At 35.8% G+C, this 20,170-nt stretch carries 20 protein-coding genes and 1 other RNA gene; 16 read left to right on the top strand and 5 right to left on the bottom strand.

Annotated elements, in window-relative coordinates:
- The first annotated feature begins 14 nt into the window (after positions 1–14).
- Positions 15–476 (top strand): hypothetical protein, encoded by a 462-nt coding sequence (locus LC814_RS02995; protein WP_226064875.1) that lies wholly within the window; start codon positions 15–17, stop codon positions 474–476.
- Between the two features lie 57 nt (positions 477–533).
- Here LC814_RS02995 and LC814_RS02990 read toward each other — a convergent pair whose 3' ends face one another.
- The 3 genes from LC814_RS02990 to LC814_RS02980 all read right to left on the bottom strand — a co-directional run bounded on the left by LC814_RS02990 (position 534) and on the right by LC814_RS02980 (position 3,682).
- Positions 534–1,877, bottom strand: coding sequence for an AAA family ATPase (locus tag LC814_RS02990; protein ID WP_226064874.1), 1,344 nt, complete (start codon positions 1,875–1,877; stop codon positions 534–536).
- Between the two features lie 56 nt (positions 1,878–1,933).
- A complete protein-coding gene (locus tag LC814_RS02985) occupies positions 1,934–2,458 on the bottom strand; it encodes a helix-turn-helix domain-containing protein (protein WP_226064873.1) in 525 nt (174 codons plus the stop codon).
- Positions 2,459–2,590: 132 nt separating this feature from the next.
- Entirely contained in the window at positions 2,591–3,682 is a 1,092-nt protein-coding gene (locus LC814_RS02980; RefSeq protein ID WP_226064872.1) for a TerC/Alx family metal homeostasis membrane protein, read from the bottom strand.
- Between the two features lie 350 nt (positions 3,683–4,032).
- On the opposite strand from LC814_RS02980, the gene LC814_RS02975 reads away from it, so the two are divergent.
- Positions 4,033–5,139, top strand: a complete 1,107-nt coding sequence (locus LC814_RS02975; RefSeq protein WP_226064871.1) for a M14 family zinc carboxypeptidase — start codon at positions 4,033–4,035, stop codon at positions 5,137–5,139.
- 48 nt (positions 5,140–5,187) lie between these two features.
- Here the strand turns inward: LC814_RS02975 and LC814_RS02970 are convergent, their stop codons facing one another.
- The gene (locus LC814_RS02970) at positions 5,188–5,694 is read right to left on the bottom strand and encodes a DUF4920 domain-containing protein (RefSeq protein WP_226064870.1); all 507 of its coding nucleotides are present in this window, start codon (positions 5,692–5,694) and stop codon (positions 5,188–5,190) included.
- 266 nt (positions 5,695–5,960) lie between these two features.
- On the opposite strand from LC814_RS02970, the gene LC814_RS02965 reads away from it, so the two are divergent.
- From LC814_RS02965 to LC814_RS02930, 8 genes are all read left to right on the top strand, one after another.
- A complete protein-coding gene (locus tag LC814_RS02965; RefSeq protein ID WP_226064869.1) occupies positions 5,961–7,370 on the top strand; it encodes an APC family permease in 1,410 nt (469 codons plus the stop codon).
- Positions 7,371–7,597: 227 nt separating this feature from the next.
- Positions 7,598–7,843: a putative signal transducing protein gene (locus LC814_RS02960; protein ID WP_226064868.1), complete on the top strand. Its 246-nt coding sequence runs from the start codon at positions 7,598–7,600 to the stop codon at positions 7,841–7,843.
- A 487-nt stretch (positions 7,844–8,330) separates the two neighbouring features.
- Positions 8,331–9,167 carry a 1,4-dihydroxy-2-naphthoyl-CoA synthase gene (locus tag LC814_RS02955; protein WP_226064867.1) on the top strand — a complete coding sequence of 279 codons (837 nt, stop codon included), beginning with the start codon at positions 8,331–8,333 and terminating at the stop codon, positions 9,165–9,167.
- A 9-nt stretch (positions 9,168–9,176) separates the two neighbouring features.
- Complete coding sequence (locus LC814_RS02950; protein WP_226064866.1) at positions 9,177–9,740, top strand: PH domain-containing protein; 564 nt, start codon at positions 9,177–9,179, stop codon at positions 9,738–9,740.
- Positions 9,730–11,199: a PH domain-containing protein gene (locus tag LC814_RS02945; protein WP_226064865.1), complete on the top strand. Its 1,470-nt coding sequence runs from the start codon at positions 9,730–9,732 to the stop codon at positions 11,197–11,199. Before LC814_RS02950 ends, LC814_RS02945 begins: the two co-directional genes overlap by 11 nt.
- A gap of 4 nt (positions 11,200–11,203) precedes the next feature.
- Entirely contained in the window at positions 11,204–12,136 is a 933-nt protein-coding gene (gene menA, locus LC814_RS02940) for a 1,4-dihydroxy-2-naphthoate octaprenyltransferase (protein WP_226064864.1), read from the top strand.
- A gap of 24 nt (positions 12,137–12,160) precedes the next feature.
- Complete coding sequence (locus LC814_RS02935) at positions 12,161–12,841, top strand: metal-dependent hydrolase (protein ID WP_226064863.1); 681 nt, start codon at positions 12,161–12,163, stop codon at positions 12,839–12,841.
- A gap of 5 nt (positions 12,842–12,846) precedes the next feature.
- Positions 12,847–13,644, top strand: coding sequence for an NUMOD4 domain-containing protein (locus tag LC814_RS02930; RefSeq protein WP_226064862.1), 798 nt, complete (start codon positions 12,847–12,849; stop codon positions 13,642–13,644).
- A 1-nt stretch (position 13,645) separates the two neighbouring features.
- On the opposite strand, the gene ffs is transcribed toward LC814_RS02930, so the two are convergent.
- An RNA gene (gene ffs / locus LC814_RS02925) (signal recognition particle sRNA small type) lies at positions 13,646–13,743 on the bottom strand.
- A 72-nt stretch (positions 13,744–13,815) separates the two neighbouring features.
- Between ffs and LC814_RS02920 the strand changes: the two genes are divergently transcribed.
- From LC814_RS02920 to kdsB, 6 genes are all read left to right on the top strand, one after another.
- On the top strand, positions 13,816–14,394 hold the full coding sequence (locus tag LC814_RS02920) for a DUF4199 family protein (RefSeq protein WP_226064861.1): 579 nt from the start codon (positions 13,816–13,818) through the stop codon (positions 14,392–14,394).
- 72 nt (positions 14,395–14,466) lie between these two features.
- Positions 14,467–15,417, top strand: a complete 951-nt coding sequence (locus LC814_RS02915) for a glycosyltransferase family 2 protein (protein ID WP_226064860.1) — start codon at positions 14,467–14,469, stop codon at positions 15,415–15,417.
- Between the two features lie 53 nt (positions 15,418–15,470).
- Entirely contained in the window at positions 15,471–16,172 is a 702-nt protein-coding gene (locus tag LC814_RS02910; RefSeq protein ID WP_226064859.1) for a GIN domain-containing protein, read from the top strand.
- 73 nt (positions 16,173–16,245) lie between these two features.
- Positions 16,246–17,958 (top strand): phospho-sugar mutase, encoded by a 1,713-nt coding sequence (locus LC814_RS02905; protein ID WP_226064858.1) that lies wholly within the window; start codon positions 16,246–16,248, stop codon positions 17,956–17,958.
- A gap of 69 nt (positions 17,959–18,027) precedes the next feature.
- Complete coding sequence (locus tag LC814_RS02900) at positions 18,028–19,281, top strand: pyridoxal phosphate-dependent aminotransferase (protein WP_226064857.1); 1,254 nt, start codon at positions 18,028–18,030, stop codon at positions 19,279–19,281.
- A gap of 51 nt (positions 19,282–19,332) precedes the next feature.
- Positions 19,333–20,061, top strand: coding sequence for a 3-deoxy-manno-octulosonate cytidylyltransferase (kdsB, locus tag LC814_RS02895; protein ID WP_226064856.1), 729 nt, complete (start codon positions 19,333–19,335; stop codon positions 20,059–20,061).
- The last annotated feature ends 109 nt before the right edge of the window (positions 20,062–20,170 follow it).

The following is a 20,170-nucleotide window of genomic DNA, read 5'->3' as shown; positions in this document are numbered from 1 at the left end:
TTAAAAACTTTAATATGGAAACTATAGATCGAGAAAAACTGGTAAAGTACGAAATGGATGAGAAGGTTGTAATGGTTGGATTTGACACTTTTGAGGACGCCCAAAATTATGCAGCGCAAAATTTAGGAGAAGTCGTAGAAGTCGCTTTTAAAGACGGAAATGATAATCCCCAAATAACCAATGAAGTAGGTCTTGTAACCCGAAAACTGCATTTTAACGTACAAGCTGGACCTGAATATAAGTTCCTTCACTCCTCAGATCCCGAATTTAAAGATTATGCACACCATCTTCAGGAAGTAGATTCTGATTTAAAGGATGAAAGTCCGGAAGAGAAGTACATCACCAATGCAGAAGTAGAAATAGGAGAAGATCCCATTATCGTTTTGAAAAATGGGGAGTTTGAATCAATCACTTCACGAGAACGATCTAAATATCTAAAGCAAGCTAATGTTTATGAAATAGGAGTTGTACTTTAATATTATAATTTATAGAACTTAAAAAAATTCATTGAGAAATCAATGAATTTTTATTTTCTAATCTTCTTCGTTTAATTTAAAACCTATGGATTTTGTGGGTTTTTCCACAATTCTGTAGTGTTCTAATTCTTTCGCTAGGGCTTTAATACGATGTGAAAATTCATCATAATTATTCCGCGAGACTTCTTTTAAAAATTGCTCGACCTGATTCAGATATTGCTCAGTAAGCTTTGTTGCTGCATCTTTCAACGCCGCTTCCAGTATCGTTTTAGTTAATTTGATTTCTGTAGTATTTTCTTTTAAGTAAAGATTTCTTGCCCGTTTTTTTAAACTTTGGGTAAAATCAATTAACATGGTATTGGAATAGGCGCGCATTTTCTTGGAAATGTCTTCCCAAAAAGGGAGCAAATGAGCTTTATTGTGTTTAAGAATTTTGAGAAGTAAAGCGTCAGACGATAGCTCATCAGTCATATGATAAAGTAGCATTTCGGAACGTTCTTTCACGTCCGGAGGGAAAATAGGAATCAGAACATCAAATCTCCCTGGCGCTAAAAGTTCTCTATCAATTTTGAACAAAGAGTTTGCAGCACCGATCATCAGTATGTTTTCTTCTTCAAAATGGCTGATATAATGCAGGATGATTTCTTTGGTTTTTTCGTCGCAACCATTTACTGAATTTTCTTCGCTTCTTTCTGCCATTAATTGGTCGAAATTTTCTAAAAAAAGAAGAACCTTTTCTTCCTGCATCATTGTTACCAGAAAATCATTGAAATCGGTTTTCTCATTATCGACCAAAGTGGTGCCTAAATAATGCTTTTTGATCTCTTTAAAATCATATCCAATAATATCTGCTATTTTATTTGCCCAAAATATTTTTCCACTTCCGGGCGGCCCGTACAATATAATTCCTGCAGGTTTATGTATTCCCCAATTTTCTACAGAAACGTTGCTTAAATAGGGTTCCAGAGCTTCAGAAATAAAGAAAAACAGATCGCGATATCCAATAAAATCGCGCTTTGTTAATTTGGTATTTTTCCCAAAATAATTGTATACGAACTCATAATTTCCACCAAGTTTATTATCAATACCAAAGCTGGAAATAGAGGAGCGGTATCTTCCATTATCAAAAAGCTGTGGTTTTTGCTCCTTGATGATCTGCGCCACTTTTTCGGTCGGCTGGTGAATACTTTCTGCAATCTGCGCAACCGATTTCGATTGATCAAGATCTTCGGCATACCGTTTTAGAAATTCTTTATTTTCTCTGGCAAACCGAACAAAATCTTCTTTTACCTCAAAATTTGGGGTGAGACACTCTGCAAGTTCGAGATCAAAATCCTGAATAAATTTTATAAAGCTTTGAATGGATATTTCTAATTCTTTTGCGAGAGCAGCGAGTTTCATAGATTATATTTTGAGGGATACTCAAATGTACAACATAATTTTTTTTCGCTTAAAATTTAGGGTTCAAAAGTTTCAAATTTTCCGTTTTCATAAAATAGAACGATGCGCTTTACTTTAACTTGCTGATTTTCAATATTTAATGGTTTGTCAGTTGTAGGAAGAGCGTCTGATCGCTGAGAATCGTCTATTTCAACTTTACTGGACCTTTGTGGACGAATATCGTCATCTACGGAAGTTTTTGGGACAATTTTATCTTCAGATTCAGTAACACCAAAAGCTTCATCATTAATTAATGAGAATAAATCGGGCAGGGAAGTAGCTTTTGTTTTTGATGGTAATTCATTGTCTTCTAACGCTATATTAGGTTTTTTAAGCATTTCTCCTCGTCCTTCGATGAGCCATTCCCATTCCAACTCTGGAAAGCGATTTTTAATTTTCATCAGAAAATCGAGCGAAGGTTTATTACGACCAGACGTAATATGTGAGATGCTGGAGCGCTGCACTTCGATTTCATCTGCAAATTCTGACAGCGACAATTCAGAATAGCTGATTACACTAGAAATTCTTTCGTTCAAATCCATGTTACAAATGTAATATTAATTTTACAAAAGTATATTACAAATGTAACGCATAAAAATTATGGGTTATTTACAAAAGTAAAATAGCACACCAAGTTATTGATATGCTATTATTTAATATATTTACAAATGTAATTATTTCCTTAAATGATCATCCTTTTCTGGATCATATTTTAATTTTCTGTCTTTCTTTTTTTCCGGTAACACCAGAGAGAGGAAGATACTACCGCCTAGAATTCCTACAATAATAAAGAGCGAATCTGTTGTTGAGAATCCCAATTCATCCAAATATTCATGAAAGAGCATTTTCAAACCGATAAAGGTCAAGAGTAACGATAAGCCAACTTTAAGATAACGGAATTTATCAATGATTCCTGCTAAAAGAAAGAACATGGATCTAAGACCGATGATTGCAAAAATATTAGAAAAGAAAACGACGTATGGATCTTTGGTTACAGAAAAAATGGCAGGAATGCTGTCTACTGCAAATATCAAATCAGTGAATTCGACAATCACCAAAACCAGAAATAAAGGAGTCATTTTCTTCACTCCATTAATGGTCACGAAGAATTTATTACCTACAAAATGATTGTGAACTTTGAAGTATTTATTCGCGAATTTCACAACCGGATGCTTCTGTGGATCAATTGTATCCTCATGGTCTTTTTCGAAAAACATCTTTATCCCAGTAAATACGAGGAAAGCTCCAAAGACATACATAATCCATTCAAACTTCTGAATAAGTGCTGCACCTAAGAAGATAAAGATAAATCGCATCACAATCGCGCCCAATATACCCCAGAAGAGCACACGGTGGTAATTTTTCGGTGCTACGCCGAAAGCGGTAAATATGAGTACCATCACGAAAATATTATCGACGGACAATGCATATTCCACAACATACCCCGTGAGGTATTCCAAACCTAAATTGTGATTGTATAAGTAAAGACTGTCCTCAAGATTGCCAGGAATAATTTTAACCGGATGATGGTGCCGTGAAATGACCTGTTGTAGTTTTTCAATACTGTCTATGCCATGGAGTAGGTGACCGTAGTTTGTAAGTACAAAATAAAAGCACATTGAAAGCGCTACAACGAAAAAGCTCATCAAACCAGCCTGTTTCATGGAGACTGTATCTGCTTTCTTATTCAGTAAACCCAAGTCTAGAACCAATATTAATAGAATAAAAGCCAGAAAGCTCAGTAGGAAAATAGTTTCGTTTGCCATAAAAATTTAAAACGCAAATATAACGATTAATAAGAAATTATATTTAGTTTACAAATGTTAATAAAAAAATGTTCACTCATTAATTATTTTAAAAATTGTTTATTATAATTACCATCAAATAAGGTTTTCCATACCTAATTAGCATTAAAGTAAAGTTTAATTTATACTTCATTTAAATGCTTTAAAAGATTGATTTTCAGTGAGGATATAAAATTTAAATAAGAATAATACAATCCACAAAATAATCAACAGACAAACTGACATTTAGTCATGTTTAATAAATTTACAAAAGTGAATTTTATTTTTCGGTTTGAAAAATCTAAATTTGGAAATTGTAAATTAATAGAAGAATGTCTATCACTAAATATTACCGCAAGAATCCCAATTTCCCAAACCGTTATATTTCCCCGGAAAAATTATTTTCTTACCTACAGGACAATTATAGCGATTACATAAAAGAGGTCGGCACCTCCGATTTAGGAAAGCCGATTTTTAAAATGGAAATGGGAAATGGTAGTATTAATGTTTTGGCTTGGTCCCAAATGCATGGCAACGAATCCAATTCTACACATGCCATATTGGATTTGCTAGAAATTCTGGAAAATGAAAAGGAATTAAAGGAAGACCTCCTTTCAAAAATCACCCTCGATTTTGTTTTTATGTTAAATCCAGATGGCTCAGAAAAATGGACACGCAGGAATGCATTGGATATTGATATAAATCGCGATTTTCTGAAAGAATCGAGCAAGGAGATTTTAATATTTAAAGGAATTTGTTCTTCGAAAAGTTATCATTACGCGCTGAATTTGCACGAACAAAGAACAATTTTCAGCACCGATGGAATTCATCCGGCAACTTTGTCTTTTTTGGCTCCTGCACAGGATTATGAACGTTCAATAACGTCCACGCGTAAAAAATCAATGGCGGTAATTAGTCGTATTTTTCAAAAATTGAGTTCGGAAATTCCACATCAGATTGCGCGGTATAATGACGAGTTTTATCCAACCTCATTAGGCGATAATTTGATGAAAATGGGAATTCCAAGTATTTTATTTGAAGGTGGCCATTTTCAGGATGACTACCTGCGGAAAGAAACGAGAAAATTTTATACAATCGCATTGTATGAAGCATTGGTCGTGATGGCCGAATTACAGGGATCCACTGCTGGTTGGGAAGATTATCAACAAATTCCTCAAAACAAAGAAACCCATTTCGATATTATTTATAGAAATGTAAGATTAAATACCGACTACCAATGTATTCTAGATATTGCGGTACAGTATAAAGAAGAATTAATTAATGGAAGTGAAGAAATATCGTTCACACCAATCGTCGTAGAAGTAGGAGATATCGGCAGGAAGAAGGGCTGGAAGGAAATTGACTGTACAGGAAAGAAATTTATTTCAAACCTCAAATTTCCAAAATTGGACGAAAAAGTAGATTTTACTATAGAATAAAAAAAGCGAATTCAACTCGACTTCGCTTTCAATTTTTATCTGAATTGGTTACTTCACCACTTTTATTCCACTGGCCATAAACCTTATTTCTTCTTTCGGTTTTGTTATTGCATCGATTTCCGCCTGAGACTTCTTCGCGTCTTCAGCATAATGGCGCTGTTCGTCTACCGATATAATTGAATTTTCAACATTTCCTTCAAGAATTACATTTTTCCCAACCAATGCTGTAGGAACGAAGAAGGCATAATCTTTCATCTTCACGAAAAACTTTTCGTTATTATCAGTTTCTACGGTCATCCAACAGCCTTTTTGATCACAGACTTCTTTGACTTTACCTTTAACAGATACGTTTTCAAGTTTTTCTGATTTTTTAAGTTGTTCCTCCAATTTTTTAACAGTCATGGCTGTCTTCTCTGCCTTTTCAGATACTTCCGTCCCATATTGATCTCCTACTACTGCGTTTCCTGCAGGCGGTCCAGAATTTAACGTTACTTTCTCCTGTGCAATTGCTAAGGTTGCGAACGACAGAGAAAAGAGAATGAATAATTTTTTCATGATTGTAATTTTCACAAAAGTAGGAATAATAATTAAACCTCTATTTTTATAATTAATGTTTTCCAGATTGCGGGTGATAATTGTAACTAAAATGTGATTTTAGGTAAAGAAAATTTATATATTTACGGCTTTCAAAGCTAAAAAGGAAATTCCCGTATACTATTATGCTAAATAATTATAATTAATAATTGGGAGAGGTTTACTTTAAAAATAAAATGCACTGAAAAATAAAATTTTATCGTAATTAATATAACATAGTTCATTTTATGACTAAAAAACTTACACTTTGGGATTCGACAATGCTCGTAATGGGCTCTATGATTGGAAGCGGAATTTTCATTGTCAGTTCCGATATGATGCGGAATTTAGGCTCCGGCTATTGGCTAATTGCCGTCTGGATTATTACGGGAATTATGACCGTTGCAGCTGCGATTTCCTATGGCGAACTTTCCTCAATGTTTCCGAAAGCTGGCGGTCAATACACCTACATTACTGAAATTTTTGGCAAAATGCCGGGATTTCTTTACGGTTGGGGTTTATTTACGGTGATTCAAACCGGAACAATTGCGGCCGTCGCTATGGCTTTTGGTAAATTTACCGCCTATCTGGTGCCAGCACTTAACGCTGAACCCTTGTTTCAAAATGGCGGCTTTAAAATTACCTGGATTCAAATTTTAGCAATAGGAATTATTCTTTTACTTACTTATATCAATTCCCGAGGCTTGAAAAATGGAAAGATTCTTCAAGATGTTTTCACGTCGTCGAAGATAATTGCCCTTTTAGGCATTATCATTTTCGGTGTCATCTTGGTGAAAAATTCCCATTGGGCAGAAAATATGAGTTTTGGATGGAACGCTTTTCAGAATTTTGGGACAGATACTGGCACTACCTTAGAACCTACCACCTGGAAATCCATCGGTAGTTTGACCTTGTTGGGTGGAATTGCCGCCGCGATGGTAGGCTCTGTTTTTAGTTCTGTAGCGTGGGAAAATGTAACTTTCATGTCGGGCGAAATCGATAATCCTAAGAAAAATGTAGTGAAAGCAATGGTGCTGGGGACAACAGTCGTTATGATTTTATACCTATTTGTGAATTTCGTTTACCTTCATGCCTTAGACCGAAACGGAATTGCATTTGCCGACAACAATCGTCCTGCAGTAGCTGCCTCCGAAGTTATTTTTGGAAATACAGGAACTATCATCATGGCGATTTTAGTAATGATCTCAACGTTCGGATGTATTAATGGTTTGGTTCTCGCAGGCTCACGTGTATTTCAAACCATGGCGAAAGACGGTTTATTCTTCAAGTCAGCCGCAGAAAATAACGAAAACAATGTTCCGGGTAAATCACTCTGGATGCAGGGAGCGTGGGCGTGTTTATTGGCGCTTTCCGGTCAGTATGGTGATTTGCTGGACATGATTTCCTTTATCATCGTTCTTTTTTATATGGTAACTGTTTTTGGCGTCATCTGGATGAGAATAAAACAACCAAACCTCGAAAGACCTTATAAAACCTGGCTTTATCCAATTACTCCGATTATTTATCTTCTTATCGGCACCGCATTTTGCGTACTCTTGGTCATTTTCAAACCCCAATATACATGGCCCGGTTTCATTCTCATTTTGCTCGGAGTTCCCGTCTATTGGTTCATCAACAGAAAAAAAATTGAAAGATAATATCCTGTAAATATTTTCAGGAGCAAGAAGCGAGTGTAGAAGTTCGAGGTCCAAACCCGTTTTCCGCACTCGCTTTTTTTCTTTTGCCTGCCGCTTTCCTTCCAAAAAGAAAAAAGAGCTCAAACAATTGCTCCAACCGGGGCTAAAAGTTCAGGCGATTTTTCTTTCAAAAATTCCAGAATAATACTCGATATGGCAAAAAATAAGTAACTTTCCGAAAAGAAGTTATGTCAGAATTAGTCGCCATATTTCAGTCTTCCTATTTATACGAAATTGAATTAGCCAAAACGAAACTCGCTTCCCGCGAAATTCCCAGTTATATAAAAAATGAATTTGTGAATAATATTGCAGTATTTCCCATCTCTCAAAACTACTATTTAATGGTGAGTGACAGAGATTTTGAAGCTGCAGAACTCGTACTTCAAGAGAATGATGAGATCGCAGAAGATGAATTCCAAAATGATGCACCTTAATATTTAACAACTGGCCAAAAAAATACAGGTCAGAGTTAGTACTCATTTTCCAGTCGTCTTACTTGTTCGAGATCGAAATTGCTAAAGCCAAACTTGCTTCGCGTGAGATTTCGAGTTTTATTAAAAACGAATTTGTCAAAAATGGCGCAGTGTTCCAGGTACTCAAAACTACGATTAGCCCGTCAATTCCCATGATTTCGAAGCGGCAGAAATAGTGCTTCAAAAGAATCGTAATATCTCGGAAGAAGCCTTCCAGATTTAACAATGGGTTTTTTCTTCTAGCCCCGATTGCAGTGAAAATCTTTTCTAATAAGCTGCTGGATGCCGCGTTGGGATTAGAAAAATTGCAACGGAAAGCGGGTAGGGTTTTCGGAAAAAATACAATCTTGACGCTTCTAAATACGGCGTAATTTTGCCCAACTAAGACGCTTTTTCATTTGGTCAACCCTCTTATAATTGCCTATCTTTGCACAAAATTTTACAGAAAATGGCAGACTGGAAAACCGTCAAAGAATACCAAGATATTACCTACCAAAAAAAGGGTGGTGTCGCAAGAATTGCATTTAACCGGCCGGAAGTGCGCAATGCTTTTCGTCCCAAAACGACCTCGGAACTATACGATGCTTTTTACCATGTTTCCGAAGATTCTTCAGTGGGAGTGGTTTTACTGACTGGTGAAGGTCCCAGTCCAAAAGATGGCGGCCATGCTTTTTGCAGCGGCGGCGACCAACGGGCTCGTGGCGAACAAGGTTACGTGGGAGAAGATGGAAGGCATCGGTTGAATATTCTGGAAGTTCAGCGGTTGATTCGTTTTATGCCGAAAGTGGTTATTGCGGTTGTCAACGGTTGGGCTGTTGGTGGCGGACATTCTTTGCATGTGGTTTGTGATTTAACTTTAGCCAGCAAAGAGCACGCTATTTTTAAGCAAACTGACGCCGATGTTACAAGCTTTGATGGCGGTTACGGATCGGCTTATTTGGCAAAAATGGTTGGACAGAAAAAAGCACGGGAAATATTCTTCTTAGGACGTAATTATTCTGCTCAAGAAGCGGCGGATATGGGAATGGTAAACGCCGTAATTCCACATGCTGAGCTTGAAGATACTGCATATGAGTGGGCGGAAGAAATTTTAGGAAAATCACCTATGTCGATTCGTATGCTAAAATTTGCTATGAATTTAACGGATGATGGAATGGTAGGTCAGCAGGTTTTTGCGGGTGAAGCTACTCGGTTGGCTTACATGACAGAAGAAGCTAAAGAAGGTAGAAATGCTTTCCTCGAAAAAAGAAAACCCGACTTCGGAGACAATAACTGGATTTCTTAAATAAATCTAGTGGAATTCCAAAACGCAGAAATTAATTTCGCAGATTTACCCAAGTTTGAAGCGGTGAAATTACAGCCTATTTCGCGAAAATACGGCTGGGTTGTGGTTTTTAATTGGTTTGTTTTTTCAATTATTTTTCTTGCTGCTTTGCTACTCTTTAATATTTTTAAACCTAATTTTTTTGGAGTTTACTTCAAATACGTACTTCTAGTATCGGTTTTATTTTTAATCATCAATTACGTGATCGGTTATTTCGGGTTTTTTAAAAGAAAATTTGCTTTACGAACGCACGATATAATTTATCAGCACGGTCTAATAAAAAGCACTACTATCATCATTCCGTACAACAGAATTCAACATGTAAATTTAGAAGAAGGATGGTTAAGTAGGGTTTTATATATAAAAACTATTGCCCTATTTACGGCCGGACAAGAGAATGGTGATGTTAAGATTCACGGATTAGATAAAAAACTTTCAGAGAAGATCAATCAACATATTTTGCTTAAAATGAAGTCGGGAAGTGATAAACCGGAGAGGTTAGAGACGCCGCAAAATATATCATATGAATCCTGATTTTGCTGCGCCACAAAGGCAATCCAAAAAGGGGATAATCATTCTAGCTCTAATTTCCTACGGAAAATTGCTCAAGAGTTTTTGGTTTGTTGTTTTATACATTCTATATAAACAAAAGGAATATACCATAGAAATTCTTACTTTTTTGGCGATAATTTCTTTGGTGTTCGTGGTCGTTAATGCACATATAAAGTACCAATACTTCACTTACGAATTTAATTTTGAAGGCGATGAATTCATTATTAAAAAAGGAGTTTTTAATAAAAAGACCATTCTTTTAGAAAAAAGTAAGATTCAGGAAGTCAACATCAATCAGCCGTTCCTCCATCGCATGCTGAATATTTATCAGCTTGAAATTGATTCTCCGGGCACAGATAAAAAGGACATTATGATTGAGGCTATTTCGAATGAAAATGCTCAATATATAAGAAGCTACTTGCTTGACAAAAAAGTTGCTGTTGAAGAAAACTTGACTGCAGATATAGAAGAAATTCCACAAATAAAGATTTCAAATTTATCCTTATTAAAATATGCGGTAACTGCCAATTATGTTAAAAGTTTTTTCGCCCTCATCAGTTTACTGATCTATTTTTCTCAGCAAGTCTCTAAAAATTTTAATCTTGATTTAGAGACCTATTTAAAGAATGAAGTTGGATACACCAGCATTGAAACTCTTTCTGTTTTTACGTTTATAGCAGCCTTTTTATTCGTGGCAATTTTTGGAATTTTAATTAATGTAGTCCGCACTTTTGTAGTGTATTACAATTTAATTATATCGAAATTTGCTTATTATTTATCTGTTGAATACGGTTTGTTTAATACTAAAAATCAACTTATAAATAATCACAAGGTTCAGAAGATTAGTGTTACTCAAAATTATTTTCAAAAAAAATGGAATGTTTTGAGCTTAAAATTTAATCAAATTGGAGAAGAAAACTCCAAGAATAACTCGATTAATATTTTAGGTTGTAATGAGGAGGAGAAAAATAATATTCTAAAATTTTTGTACAGAGAAATTCCGGTTTTTCATACTTTTTTAAAGCCGAATTTTAGATTTATTATTTCTCGAACGGTTTCCTTTATTGTTGTTCCGGTCGTAGCGGGTTTTTTCTTCTTTTCAGAAACTGCTCCAATTCTACTTTATTCTATTTTTTATAGTATTTTTGCGGCTTCGATTATATATTTTTCTTTTAACAACAGTCGTTTGGCTTATAACGAGGATTTTATTAGAAAGCAAAGTGGGATTTGGGATATTGAGCAGAAAACACTTCAAATTGAAAAAATTCAGACGGTAACGATATCTCAATATTTCTGGCAAAAGAAATCTGATCTTGGAAATATTTTTTTCAGTACAGCCGGTGGAAGCCTTAAAATGAAAACTGCAAAAATTTCAGAACTGAGAAATTTGGCAAATTACAGCCTTTATAAAGTAGAATCTTCAGCAAAAAATTGGATATAAAACAATGAAAGATTGGATTAGCGCAGCACGCCTGCGAACATTACCGCTTTCGATGAGTGGAATTATTATTGGTTCTTTCATCGCACGATGGAGAGTTCTGGAAAACGGCGGAACTTGGGACTGGAGAATTTTTGCGATGGCTTTAGTTGTCACGTTATTATATCAGATTCTTTCGAATTTCGCGAACGATTATGGCGACGGAATTAAAGGAACAGACCATTTGAGAGTGAATGAAGCAGAGCAAAGAGCCGTAGCTTCCGGAAGAATCACCGCAACGCAAATGCGAAATGCTGTGATTTTATTTTCTGTTTTATCCTTGATTGCCACCATTGCACTTCTTTATTTGGCTTTCTTCAAAGAAAACCTGATGAATGAATTTTACATTTTTGTAGGATTGGGCGTTGCCTGTATTTTGGCCGCTATTGGATATACAATTGGTAAAAAACCATATGGATACTTAGGTCTGGGCGATATAATGGTATTTATTTTTTTCGGTTTAGTTTCGGTGTGTGGAAGTTATTTTCTGTTTACAAAAGAATTTCACTGGGATATTCTGTTACCTGCAACCGCTGTGGGCTTGTTAAGTGCAGCAGTACTTAATCTGAACAATATGCGCGATATTGAAAGTGATGCAGCAAGCGGCAAAAAAACACTTGCTTTGAGGTTAGGTTTTAAAAAAGCGATGGTTTATGAAATTATTCTTTTGCAACTTCCTTTGCTTCTGGTTTTAGTTTTTATGATGAAGAATGGATTACATACGCAAGGAAAATATTATGCTTTCATCTTCTTTATTTTGATGCTTCCAATGACGGGTTTGCGTCGAAAAATTATGCAGGTTAAAGAACCGAAAGAATTAGATCCATTTTTAAAACAAGTTGGGATTCTGACCTTGACTATGGCTATTTTAGTGGCTTTCGGCCTTAATTATTTTTATTAAAATTTTTTCAACATGGATTCAAAAATGAAAATAAAATTTCTCGGACAAAACTGTTTTTTGTTCACTTATAAAGAGAAAACAATTTTAAGCGATCCTTTTTATAATTATCAAAAGGAAGAATCTCAGTTTGATATCACCACGCAAAAAATCGATTTTGTATTGATTACACATGCGCATGGCGATCATATTGCTGATGTGGAAGAAGTACTGCAACATTATCCTGAAGTAACTGTAATCGGTCAGCCAGAGATTTGTGGACATTTTAAACATCCAAATTCAATTGACATTAATTTTGGAGGTTCCGCGAAAATTGATGATTTAAAAATTTCTATGGTGCCTGCAAGTCACACTAGTTCTTTCCCAGATGGCTCATATGGCGGCGAACCTGCTGGTTATTTTTTCCGTTTTTCGGGTAAGAATATTTATATGGCTGGTGATACAGGCGTGATGGCTGATATGGAAATGTTTCCCAAACTTTTCGGAAATATTGATCTGGCGATTCTTCCGGTGGGTTCGCATTATACCATGTGTGCAAGAAAAGCAAGTTTTGCAGCAAGCGAATTATTAAAAACGACGCGCGTCATTGGATGTCATTTTGATACTTTTCCACCTATAAAAATCAACCATGAAGCAGCGTACCAACTTTTTAAAGAAAGAAATATTGATTTTACCTTACCAAAACTAGGAGAAGAATTTGAAATTTAAAAGCAATGCTTAATCAGATCGAAATTTGGAAAGAATTTCCACTCAACATTGAACACAGTAATTTTTACCGTGTAGAAATTTCCAATTTCGGACGGGTGAAAACGTATAACAAAGTTCGTCCAAATGGCGGAATTATTAAAGGTTCTCTGCAAGAAGGTTATCCAATTGTTCGCATTACCTTATATAAAGAAAGACCACAAAAAGTTACTGAAAAAATTGAAGCATATAATGAACTCATTGCCTTTATTGAGGAAAGACGTACTTCATTACTAAAAGAAAGTTCAGAAACTGGTGATCATCTCCCAGAAATAGAAGATTTAAAAGAGCAAAAACTTGCAGTTGTAGCAAAAAGGAAAAAATTTATTTTGAAGACTGATCAGCAACGGAAAATTGCCGTACATTTTTTAGTCCATAGAGCGGTGGCAGAACTTTTTTTGGAAAAAACTGATCATGCAGAAGTAGTGATTCACCGGGATTTTAACAAACAAAATAATCACGTTGGTAATTTGGCGTGGGCCACGAAAGATGAAGCTTTTTCGAGATATGCAGATAATCCCTACTACAAAGCAAAAAAATACAATGAAAATATTTTTGGGGAACAAAGGAGGAAATCAGGAAATGAAAAGCTTTCTGTAGAGAATGTACTTTATATCAAAGAAAAGTTGATTCAGGGAAAAACGCTTCGGGAACTGGCAAATCACTTTAAAGTCTCAGACATGCAGATTCACCGCATCAAAACGGGGGAGAACTGGAAAGGTGTAAAAACGTTGAGTGAAATAAAAATGGAGAAGAATAAGAAATAAAAAATGGCAAGCTACCTAAATCACACCGCTACGACCAATTACCTTTGCTGCGTTCCCACCCTGGAGGAGTTTCAGGAGCTGGTTGTTTAGGACTTGCCGTTGCAAAGATACGCCTTTAATTGAAAATTCAAAATTCTACACTTTAAAAAAATAAAAATTATTACTTTCAATATGATACAAAACGTCTATACCATTGGTTTTTACCTGTTTATAACAACAATGGTGGTCTTCTTCGGAATGTACTTTTTCGGTATGAACACCGATTATTTTAATAATTCGCTTCTTTTGAATGCTTTCTTGATGCCGATAATCTATGTAGCAGGAGCGTATATCTCCGTGAATTCAGTAAAAAGAACGGGAGTTCGAATGGGTTTTCGTGACGTTTTTGGCCGCGCTTTTAAACCCATGTTTGTGGGAGGATTTTTGTCGATGATCACCATGTTCTTATTTTTGAACTTTGCCGATCCAGCAGTGAAAGATTTGTTGAATTTTCAATACCTCGAAAGACAGAAAACTGAATTAGACGCTGAGTATAACAAGGCAAAACAAGTGATGAAATCACCCGAAGAAATTGCAGAGTTAGAAATTAATTATCAACAGAGAAAACAGAGTTTTTCTCCTGAAATGATCAAAGATAAGGACATGTTTAACTTTCGCCAGTTCACCTACTATTTTGCGGCTGTTTTGGTTTTTTATGTAATACTTTCAACGTTTTTTGCCAGTTTTTTCCGGAATAAAACAGAGCTTTAATTTCATTTATTTTTTAATTACCTCTGCAAAAAAATAATGCCTTAATTTTGTTTCCATAATTTTTACGTCTCCATGAATTTATCCATCATCATTCCGCTTCTTAATGAAGAAGAATCTTTAGAAGAACTTTTTTCGCGAATTGACAAAGTGTGTACTTCGCATAATCTTTCCTACGAAATTTGGTTTGTAGATGATGGCAGCACGGATTTATCCTGGAGTATTATTGAAAACTTACGAATTCAGCATCCTCAAATCCATGGGATTAAATTTTCCCGAAATTATGGAAAATCACAGGCGCTTCATGCCGCATTTGAAAAAGCGATCGGCGATGTGGTGATAACGATGGATGCCGATTTACAGGATTTTCCCGAGGAAATTCCGGAATTATACGACATGGTAAAAACGGAAGGTTACGATATTGTTTCGGGCTGGAAGAAGAAACGTTTTGATAACGTAATGACGAAAAATATTCCCTCCAAAGTATTTAACGCCGCGGCAAGAAGTATTTCTGGAGTATCGCTTCATGATTTTAATTGTGGGTTAAAAGCTTATAAAAAGCAGGTGGTAAAATCAATTGATGTTTATGGAGATATGCATCGCTATATTCCTGTATTAGCAGCAAACGCCGGTTTCCGAAAAATCACCGAAAAGCCTGTTCAGCATCAGGCAAGACCTTACGGAACTTCCAAATTCGGAACTGAACGTTTCGTAAGAGGATTTCTGGATTTGATAACGCTGTGGTTTGTAAGCCGATTTGGGGGCAGACCGATGCACTTTTTCGGCGCAGTTGGAACCGTTATGTTTATCGTCGGATTTCTTTCTGCTGTTTGGCTCGGACTTTCTAAATTAATTGATGTTTCACAAGGAGTTTACGGTCATCTGTTGACCAATAATGCCTGGTTTTTTATCGCCCTCACCATGATGATTTTAGGAACACTTCTATTTATCGCAGGATTTCTGGGAGAAATGATCATTCGCACCAACAGACAGCACGAAAATTATCATGTGGAGGAAGTTATTTAATGGTTTAGCATCTAAAAACCCATCAAAATTATAATTGAGTTTACTTATTATTAATGAAAAATTTTCTGTATTTCCTGGTATTCCTTATTTTAATGTCATGTGGAAAAGTCAGTCCCAAAGGCGATATCGTGAGCAAAGATATCAAAGTTGAGGACTTTGTAAATGTAAATTTAGACGGAAAATTCCGGGCTTTTTATATTAAAAGTGACAGCAGTTACGTAAATGTTGAAACTTATAAAAATGTAGGAAATAATCTAAACATTAAAGTAAAAAATAAATCTTTAAATATTGAGGAAAGTCGCGAAACCGAAGGTGTTGATTTTTACAATGTCACCATTTATTCCAAATACAGTTTAGAAAAAGTCGCACTTTCGGAATCAGTGGAATTGAATATTTCCAGTGAGATTAAGACCGATAATTTTCGGCTTAATTTAAAAAATAGTGCTAAATTTATTGGTTCAGTTAATACCCGACGCGCAGAAGTAGAAATGACGCAAAAAAGCCGAGCAAATTTTTTAGGTAAAACAAAAGACGCAGTTTTGAAAGTTTCTGATACAGCAAGTATTATTGCGCCGTATTGGATGATAAATAACCTTCAACTTTCATTAAAAAATGGCAGTTATACGGAAGTTAATGTTTCCGATTCTTTAAAAGGAAATGTAAATAATACCGCAAAACTTACGTATTATAATGATCCCATTCAGGCTTTAAAAATTGAAAAAACTGCCAACGTTCAGCACGGAAAGTTGGACTAACTGAAATTTTTAAAACATTTTAATTCAGTTATATATTAGAATTATAGATAATATTGAAATAAAAAATAAAGATATGACCACTTTAGAAAAAGCAAATCTCTGGTTAACAGATACTTTCGATGAAGAGACGCAAAAAACAATTCGTCAGTGGATTGCAACTGGTTCCGATGAAATGGAAGATTCATTCTACCGTGAGCTCGAATTTGGGACAGGCGGCATGCGTGGAATTATGGGAGTTGGCACCAACAGGCTTAATAAATATACGCTTGGTCAGGCAACACAGGGTTTAGCAAATTATCTGCATCAGCAATTTCCGAATCAGGAAATAAAAGTTGCGATCGCTTACGACGTTCGACATAATTCGAAAGAATTTGGTAAAATGTGTGCTGATGTTTTAACCGCAAACGGAATTAAAGTTTTACTATTTAAGGAGCACCGCCCAACACCCGAGCTTTCTTTTACTGTACGAGATAAAAATTGCAACGCTGGAATCGTTTTGACCGCTTCCCATAATCCCCCCGAATACAATGGCTATAAAGTTTATTGGGATGATGGAGCGCAGATCGTTCCACCAGATGACGAAGCAATTATTAAAGAAGTCTATTCCGTAAAATTCGACGAAATTAAATTTGAAGGAAATGATGATTTAATTGAGTGGATTGGCGAGGAGCAAGACGATGTTTATATTGATGCTTGTATCGAAAATTCTCTCTACCAAAATGTAGGACGTGATAATTTAAACATTGTTTTTACTTCAATTCACGGCACAACCTATACCACAGTTCCTCAAGCTCTGGCAAAGGCAGGATTTAAAAAAGTAGATCTCGTTCGTGAGCAAATGATTCCAAGTGGTAATTTCCCGACCGTTTCTTCTCCAAATCCCGAGGAACCTGCAGCTTTGGAAATGGCGCTCGATTTAGCACGCATTACAAATGGAGACATTGTGATTGGAACAGATCCTGATGGCGACCGTTTAGGAATTGCAGTTCGTAATATTGAGGGGGAAATGCAGTTGCTCAACGGAAATCAAACCAACACGATTTTAACGTACTATATTTTAGATCAATGGCAGAAAGCCGGAAAAATTACAGGTAAGGAATTCATTGGATCTACCATTGTAACCTCAGATATTTTCTATGATATTGCGGAAAAATTTGGTGTTGAATGTAAAGTTGGTTTGACAGGATTTAAATGGATCGGAAAAATGATCCGTGATTTTGAAGGCGAAGAAAAATTTATTTGTGGTGGCGAAGAAAGTTTCGGTTTTATGACCGGAGATTTTGTGCGCGATAAAGATTCTTGTGGATCCATATTATTGGCTTGTGAAATTGCCGCTTGGTGTAAAGCTAATGGCAGTACAATGTTCGAATATATGATCGAAATTTACAAAGACCTCGGTTTATATTATGAAGGATTGGTCAATGTAGTTCGAAAAGGGAGAACCGGCGCGGAAGAAATTCAGCAGATGATGAAAGATTTCCGGGAAAATCCGCCGAAAGAAATTGCAGGTTCAAAAGTAGCCATCGTAAAAGATTTTCAGGAGCAAACCTCACTGAATATGGTAGACCACACAAAATCTACGATGGATGAAATTCCAAAATCTAATGTGTTGATTTATTATACCGAAGACGGCACCAAAGTATGTGTGCGCCCATCCGGCACGGAACCTAAAATTAAATTTTACGTTTCTGTAAAAGATGAAATTCGCTCTAAAGAAGAGTTTAAAGAAAAAATTGCGCTTTTGAATGATAAAATAGATCAGGTGAAAAACGATCTTAAACTTTAAAAATAATTAAAGTAAAGTTGAACTTCTATAGTTTTAAATACGACAATCTATCAATATAAATTTAAGTAAATGAAAGTATCAAAGCTCGCCGAAAATCTTGTCGGCTCGGAAATTATAAAAATCGGAAATCAAGTAAACGATTTAAAAGCACAAGGTGCTGACATCGCAAATCTTACCATCGGTGATCTAGATTCTAATATTTATCCCATTCCGGATTTACTTAAAGCTGAAGTTCAGAAAGCTTATCAAAATAATCTAACGAATTATCCGCCTGCAAATGGTTTACTTTCTTTGCGGAAAGCGGTGTCAGAAGACCTTAAAAATAGATGGAACCTTGATTATTCTGCTAATGAAATCTTGGTTTCTGGAGGTTCTAGACCTTTGATTTATGCTACATTTAAAACGATTGTTGATCCCGATGACAAAGTAATTTATCCCGTTCCATCCTGGAATAATAATCATTATTCATATCTTACAGAGGCACAAAAAATAGAAGTTGAAACATCCGAGGAAAATAATTTTCTTCCCACAGCCGCAGAATTAGAACCGCATTTGAAAGGCGCAGTTTTATTAGCGCTTTGTTCGCCACTGAATCCAACTGGAACTATGTTTACTAAGAAGCAGCTTTCTGATATCTGCGAAATTGTAATTAAAGAAAACAAAAGTCGAAGTGCTGAAGAGAAACCTCTTTACATAATGTACGATCAAATTTATGCGCTGCTAACCTTTGACGAAGAACATTTTAATCCCGTTTCGCTTTATCCCGAACTAAAAGAATACACGATCTTTATTGACGGTGCTTCAAAATGCTTTGCAGCTACAGGAATCCGCGTGGGGTGGAGTTTTGGTCCTTCAACTATCATTGATAAAATGAAAGCTTTCTTGGGGCACGTCGGCGCGTGGGCACCAAAACCAGAACAGGAAGCAGTTTCTGTTTTGTTGAATCATCCTGAAGAAGTAAATAAATTTGTCGATAATTTTAAAGGAAAAATTGCGGAAAGTCTTACTGTTCTTCATGAAGGAATTCAAAATCTTAAAAATAAAGGATTTGCAGTAGAAAGTATTGTCCCTATGGGCGCTCTTTACCTGACTATAAAACTCGATTTTGTCGGGAAAACTAAACCTGACGGCAGCGTTATCGAAGATTCTTCTGACTTGGTTTTTTATCTCATTGACAATGCCGGAATCGCCTTGGTTCCTTTTTCAGCCTTTGGAAATTCCAGAATGATGCCGTGGTATCGAGCTTCGGCAGGTGGTTTATCTAAAGATGATATTAAAAATATGTTGCCTCGATTGGAACAAGCTTTAGAAAAACTATCTTAAAATAGAGTAGAATTCAGTTTGTTTTAGAATATTAATATTTATGCAATCAGTATGAAGATCATCGCTGTAATTCCTGCCCGATATCAGGCAACGCGCTTTCCTGGGAAGCTAATGCAAAAGCTCGGCGAGAAAACTGTCATTGCAACAACCTATCAAAATGTTGTAGACACGAAGCTTTTTGACGAAGTATTCGTGGCGACCGATTCAGAAATTATATTTGAAGAAATTCAGTCCATTAAGGGTCAGGTTGTGATGACTGGGGAACACGAAACAGGTAGCGACAGAATTGCGGAAGCCGTGAAAGCGATAGATTGTGATATAGTGGTGAATGTGCAGGGAGATGAACCTTTCCTGAAAACTGAACCTCTCGAGAAGCTGATTTCAGTATTTCAAACTGATGACAAAAAAGAAATTTCGCTGGCGTCTCTTAAAATCAAATTAAGAAATAAAGAAGAGATAGAAAATGCCAATAATGTGAAAGTTATTACTGATAGTGATGGCTTTGCACTTTATTTCAGCAGATCGGTCATTCCGTACACGCGGGAAAAATTTGAAAATACAGAATATTTTAAGCATATTGGCGTTTATGTTTTCAGAAAAGAGGCTTTGCAGCAATTTTCGAAATTGAAAATGAAACCTTTGGAAATTGCGGAGAAAATAGAATGCCTGCGTTATTTAGAATACGGCATGAAAATTAAAATGATTGAAACCGATTTCGTGGGTGTGGGAATAGATGTTCCTGCGGATTTAGATGAAGCACGCAGACTTTTAGGATTATAAATTCGTTTTTAGATTAAAAAGTATATATTTGGTCGGCTTTTAGAAGGATATATTCTTCAGATTAAAGCAAATAATTTATTACAGAAAGACAATACATGGATTGTCAGTT

Origin of the sequence: Kaistella polysaccharea, from assembly GCF_020410745.1 — a bacterium.
Lineage (GTDB): Bacteria > Bacteroidota > Bacteroidia > Flavobacteriales > Weeksellaceae > Kaistella > Kaistella polysaccharea.
The sequence above is the reverse complement of the archived record's forward strand: the minus strand, read 5'-3'. Positions and strand labels throughout refer to the sequence as shown.

What these genes read in the sequence shown, in the direction of transcription:
- LC814_RS02995 (WP_226064875.1), top strand. Translation starts at nt 15, where the DNA reads ATGGAAACTATAGATCGAGAAAAACTGGTAAAGTACGAAATGGATGAG.
- LC814_RS02990 (WP_226064874.1), bottom strand. Translation starts at nt 1,877, where the DNA reads ATGAAACTCGCTGCTCTCGCAAAAGAATTAGAAATATCCATTCAAAGC.
- LC814_RS02985 (WP_226064873.1), bottom strand. Translation starts at nt 2,458, where the DNA reads ATGGATTTGAACGAAAGAATTTCTAGTGTAATCAGCTATTCTGAATTG.
- LC814_RS02980 (WP_226064872.1), bottom strand. Translation starts at nt 3,682, where the DNA reads ATGGCAAACGAAACTATTTTCCTACTGAGCTTTCTGGCTTTTATTCTA.
- LC814_RS02975 (WP_226064871.1), top strand. Translation starts at nt 4,033, where the DNA reads ATGTCTATCACTAAATATTACCGCAAGAATCCCAATTTCCCAAACCGT.
- LC814_RS02970 (WP_226064870.1), bottom strand. Translation starts at nt 5,694, where the DNA reads ATGAAAAAATTATTCATTCTCTTTTCTCTGTCGTTCGCAACCTTAGCA.
- LC814_RS02965 (WP_226064869.1), top strand. Translation starts at nt 5,961, where the DNA reads ATGACTAAAAAACTTACACTTTGGGATTCGACAATGCTCGTAATGGGC.
- LC814_RS02960 (WP_226064868.1), top strand. Translation starts at nt 7,598, where the DNA reads ATGTCAGAATTAGTCGCCATATTTCAGTCTTCCTATTTATACGAAATT.
- LC814_RS02955 (WP_226064867.1), top strand. Translation starts at nt 8,331, where the DNA reads ATGGCAGACTGGAAAACCGTCAAAGAATACCAAGATATTACCTACCAA.
- LC814_RS02945 (WP_226064865.1), top strand. Translation starts at nt 9,730, where the DNA reads ATGAATCCTGATTTTGCTGCGCCACAAAGGCAATCCAAAAAGGGGATA.
- menA (WP_226064864.1), top strand. Translation starts at nt 11,204, where the DNA reads ATGAAAGATTGGATTAGCGCAGCACGCCTGCGAACATTACCGCTTTCG.
- LC814_RS02935 (WP_226064863.1), top strand. Translation starts at nt 12,161, where the DNA reads ATGAAAATAAAATTTCTCGGACAAAACTGTTTTTTGTTCACTTATAAA.
- LC814_RS02930 (WP_226064862.1), top strand. Translation starts at nt 12,847, where the DNA reads ATGCTTAATCAGATCGAAATTTGGAAAGAATTTCCACTCAACATTGAA.
- LC814_RS02920 (WP_226064861.1), top strand. Translation starts at nt 13,816, where the DNA reads ATGATACAAAACGTCTATACCATTGGTTTTTACCTGTTTATAACAACA.
- LC814_RS02915 (WP_226064860.1), top strand. Translation starts at nt 14,467, where the DNA reads ATGAATTTATCCATCATCATTCCGCTTCTTAATGAAGAAGAATCTTTA.
- LC814_RS02910 (WP_226064859.1), top strand. Translation starts at nt 15,471, where the DNA reads ATGAAAAATTTTCTGTATTTCCTGGTATTCCTTATTTTAATGTCATGT.
- LC814_RS02905 (WP_226064858.1), top strand. Translation starts at nt 16,246, where the DNA reads ATGACCACTTTAGAAAAAGCAAATCTCTGGTTAACAGATACTTTCGAT.
- LC814_RS02900 (WP_226064857.1), top strand. Translation starts at nt 18,028, where the DNA reads ATGAAAGTATCAAAGCTCGCCGAAAATCTTGTCGGCTCGGAAATTATA.
- kdsB (WP_226064856.1), top strand. Translation starts at nt 19,333, where the DNA reads ATGAAGATCATCGCTGTAATTCCTGCCCGATATCAGGCAACGCGCTTT.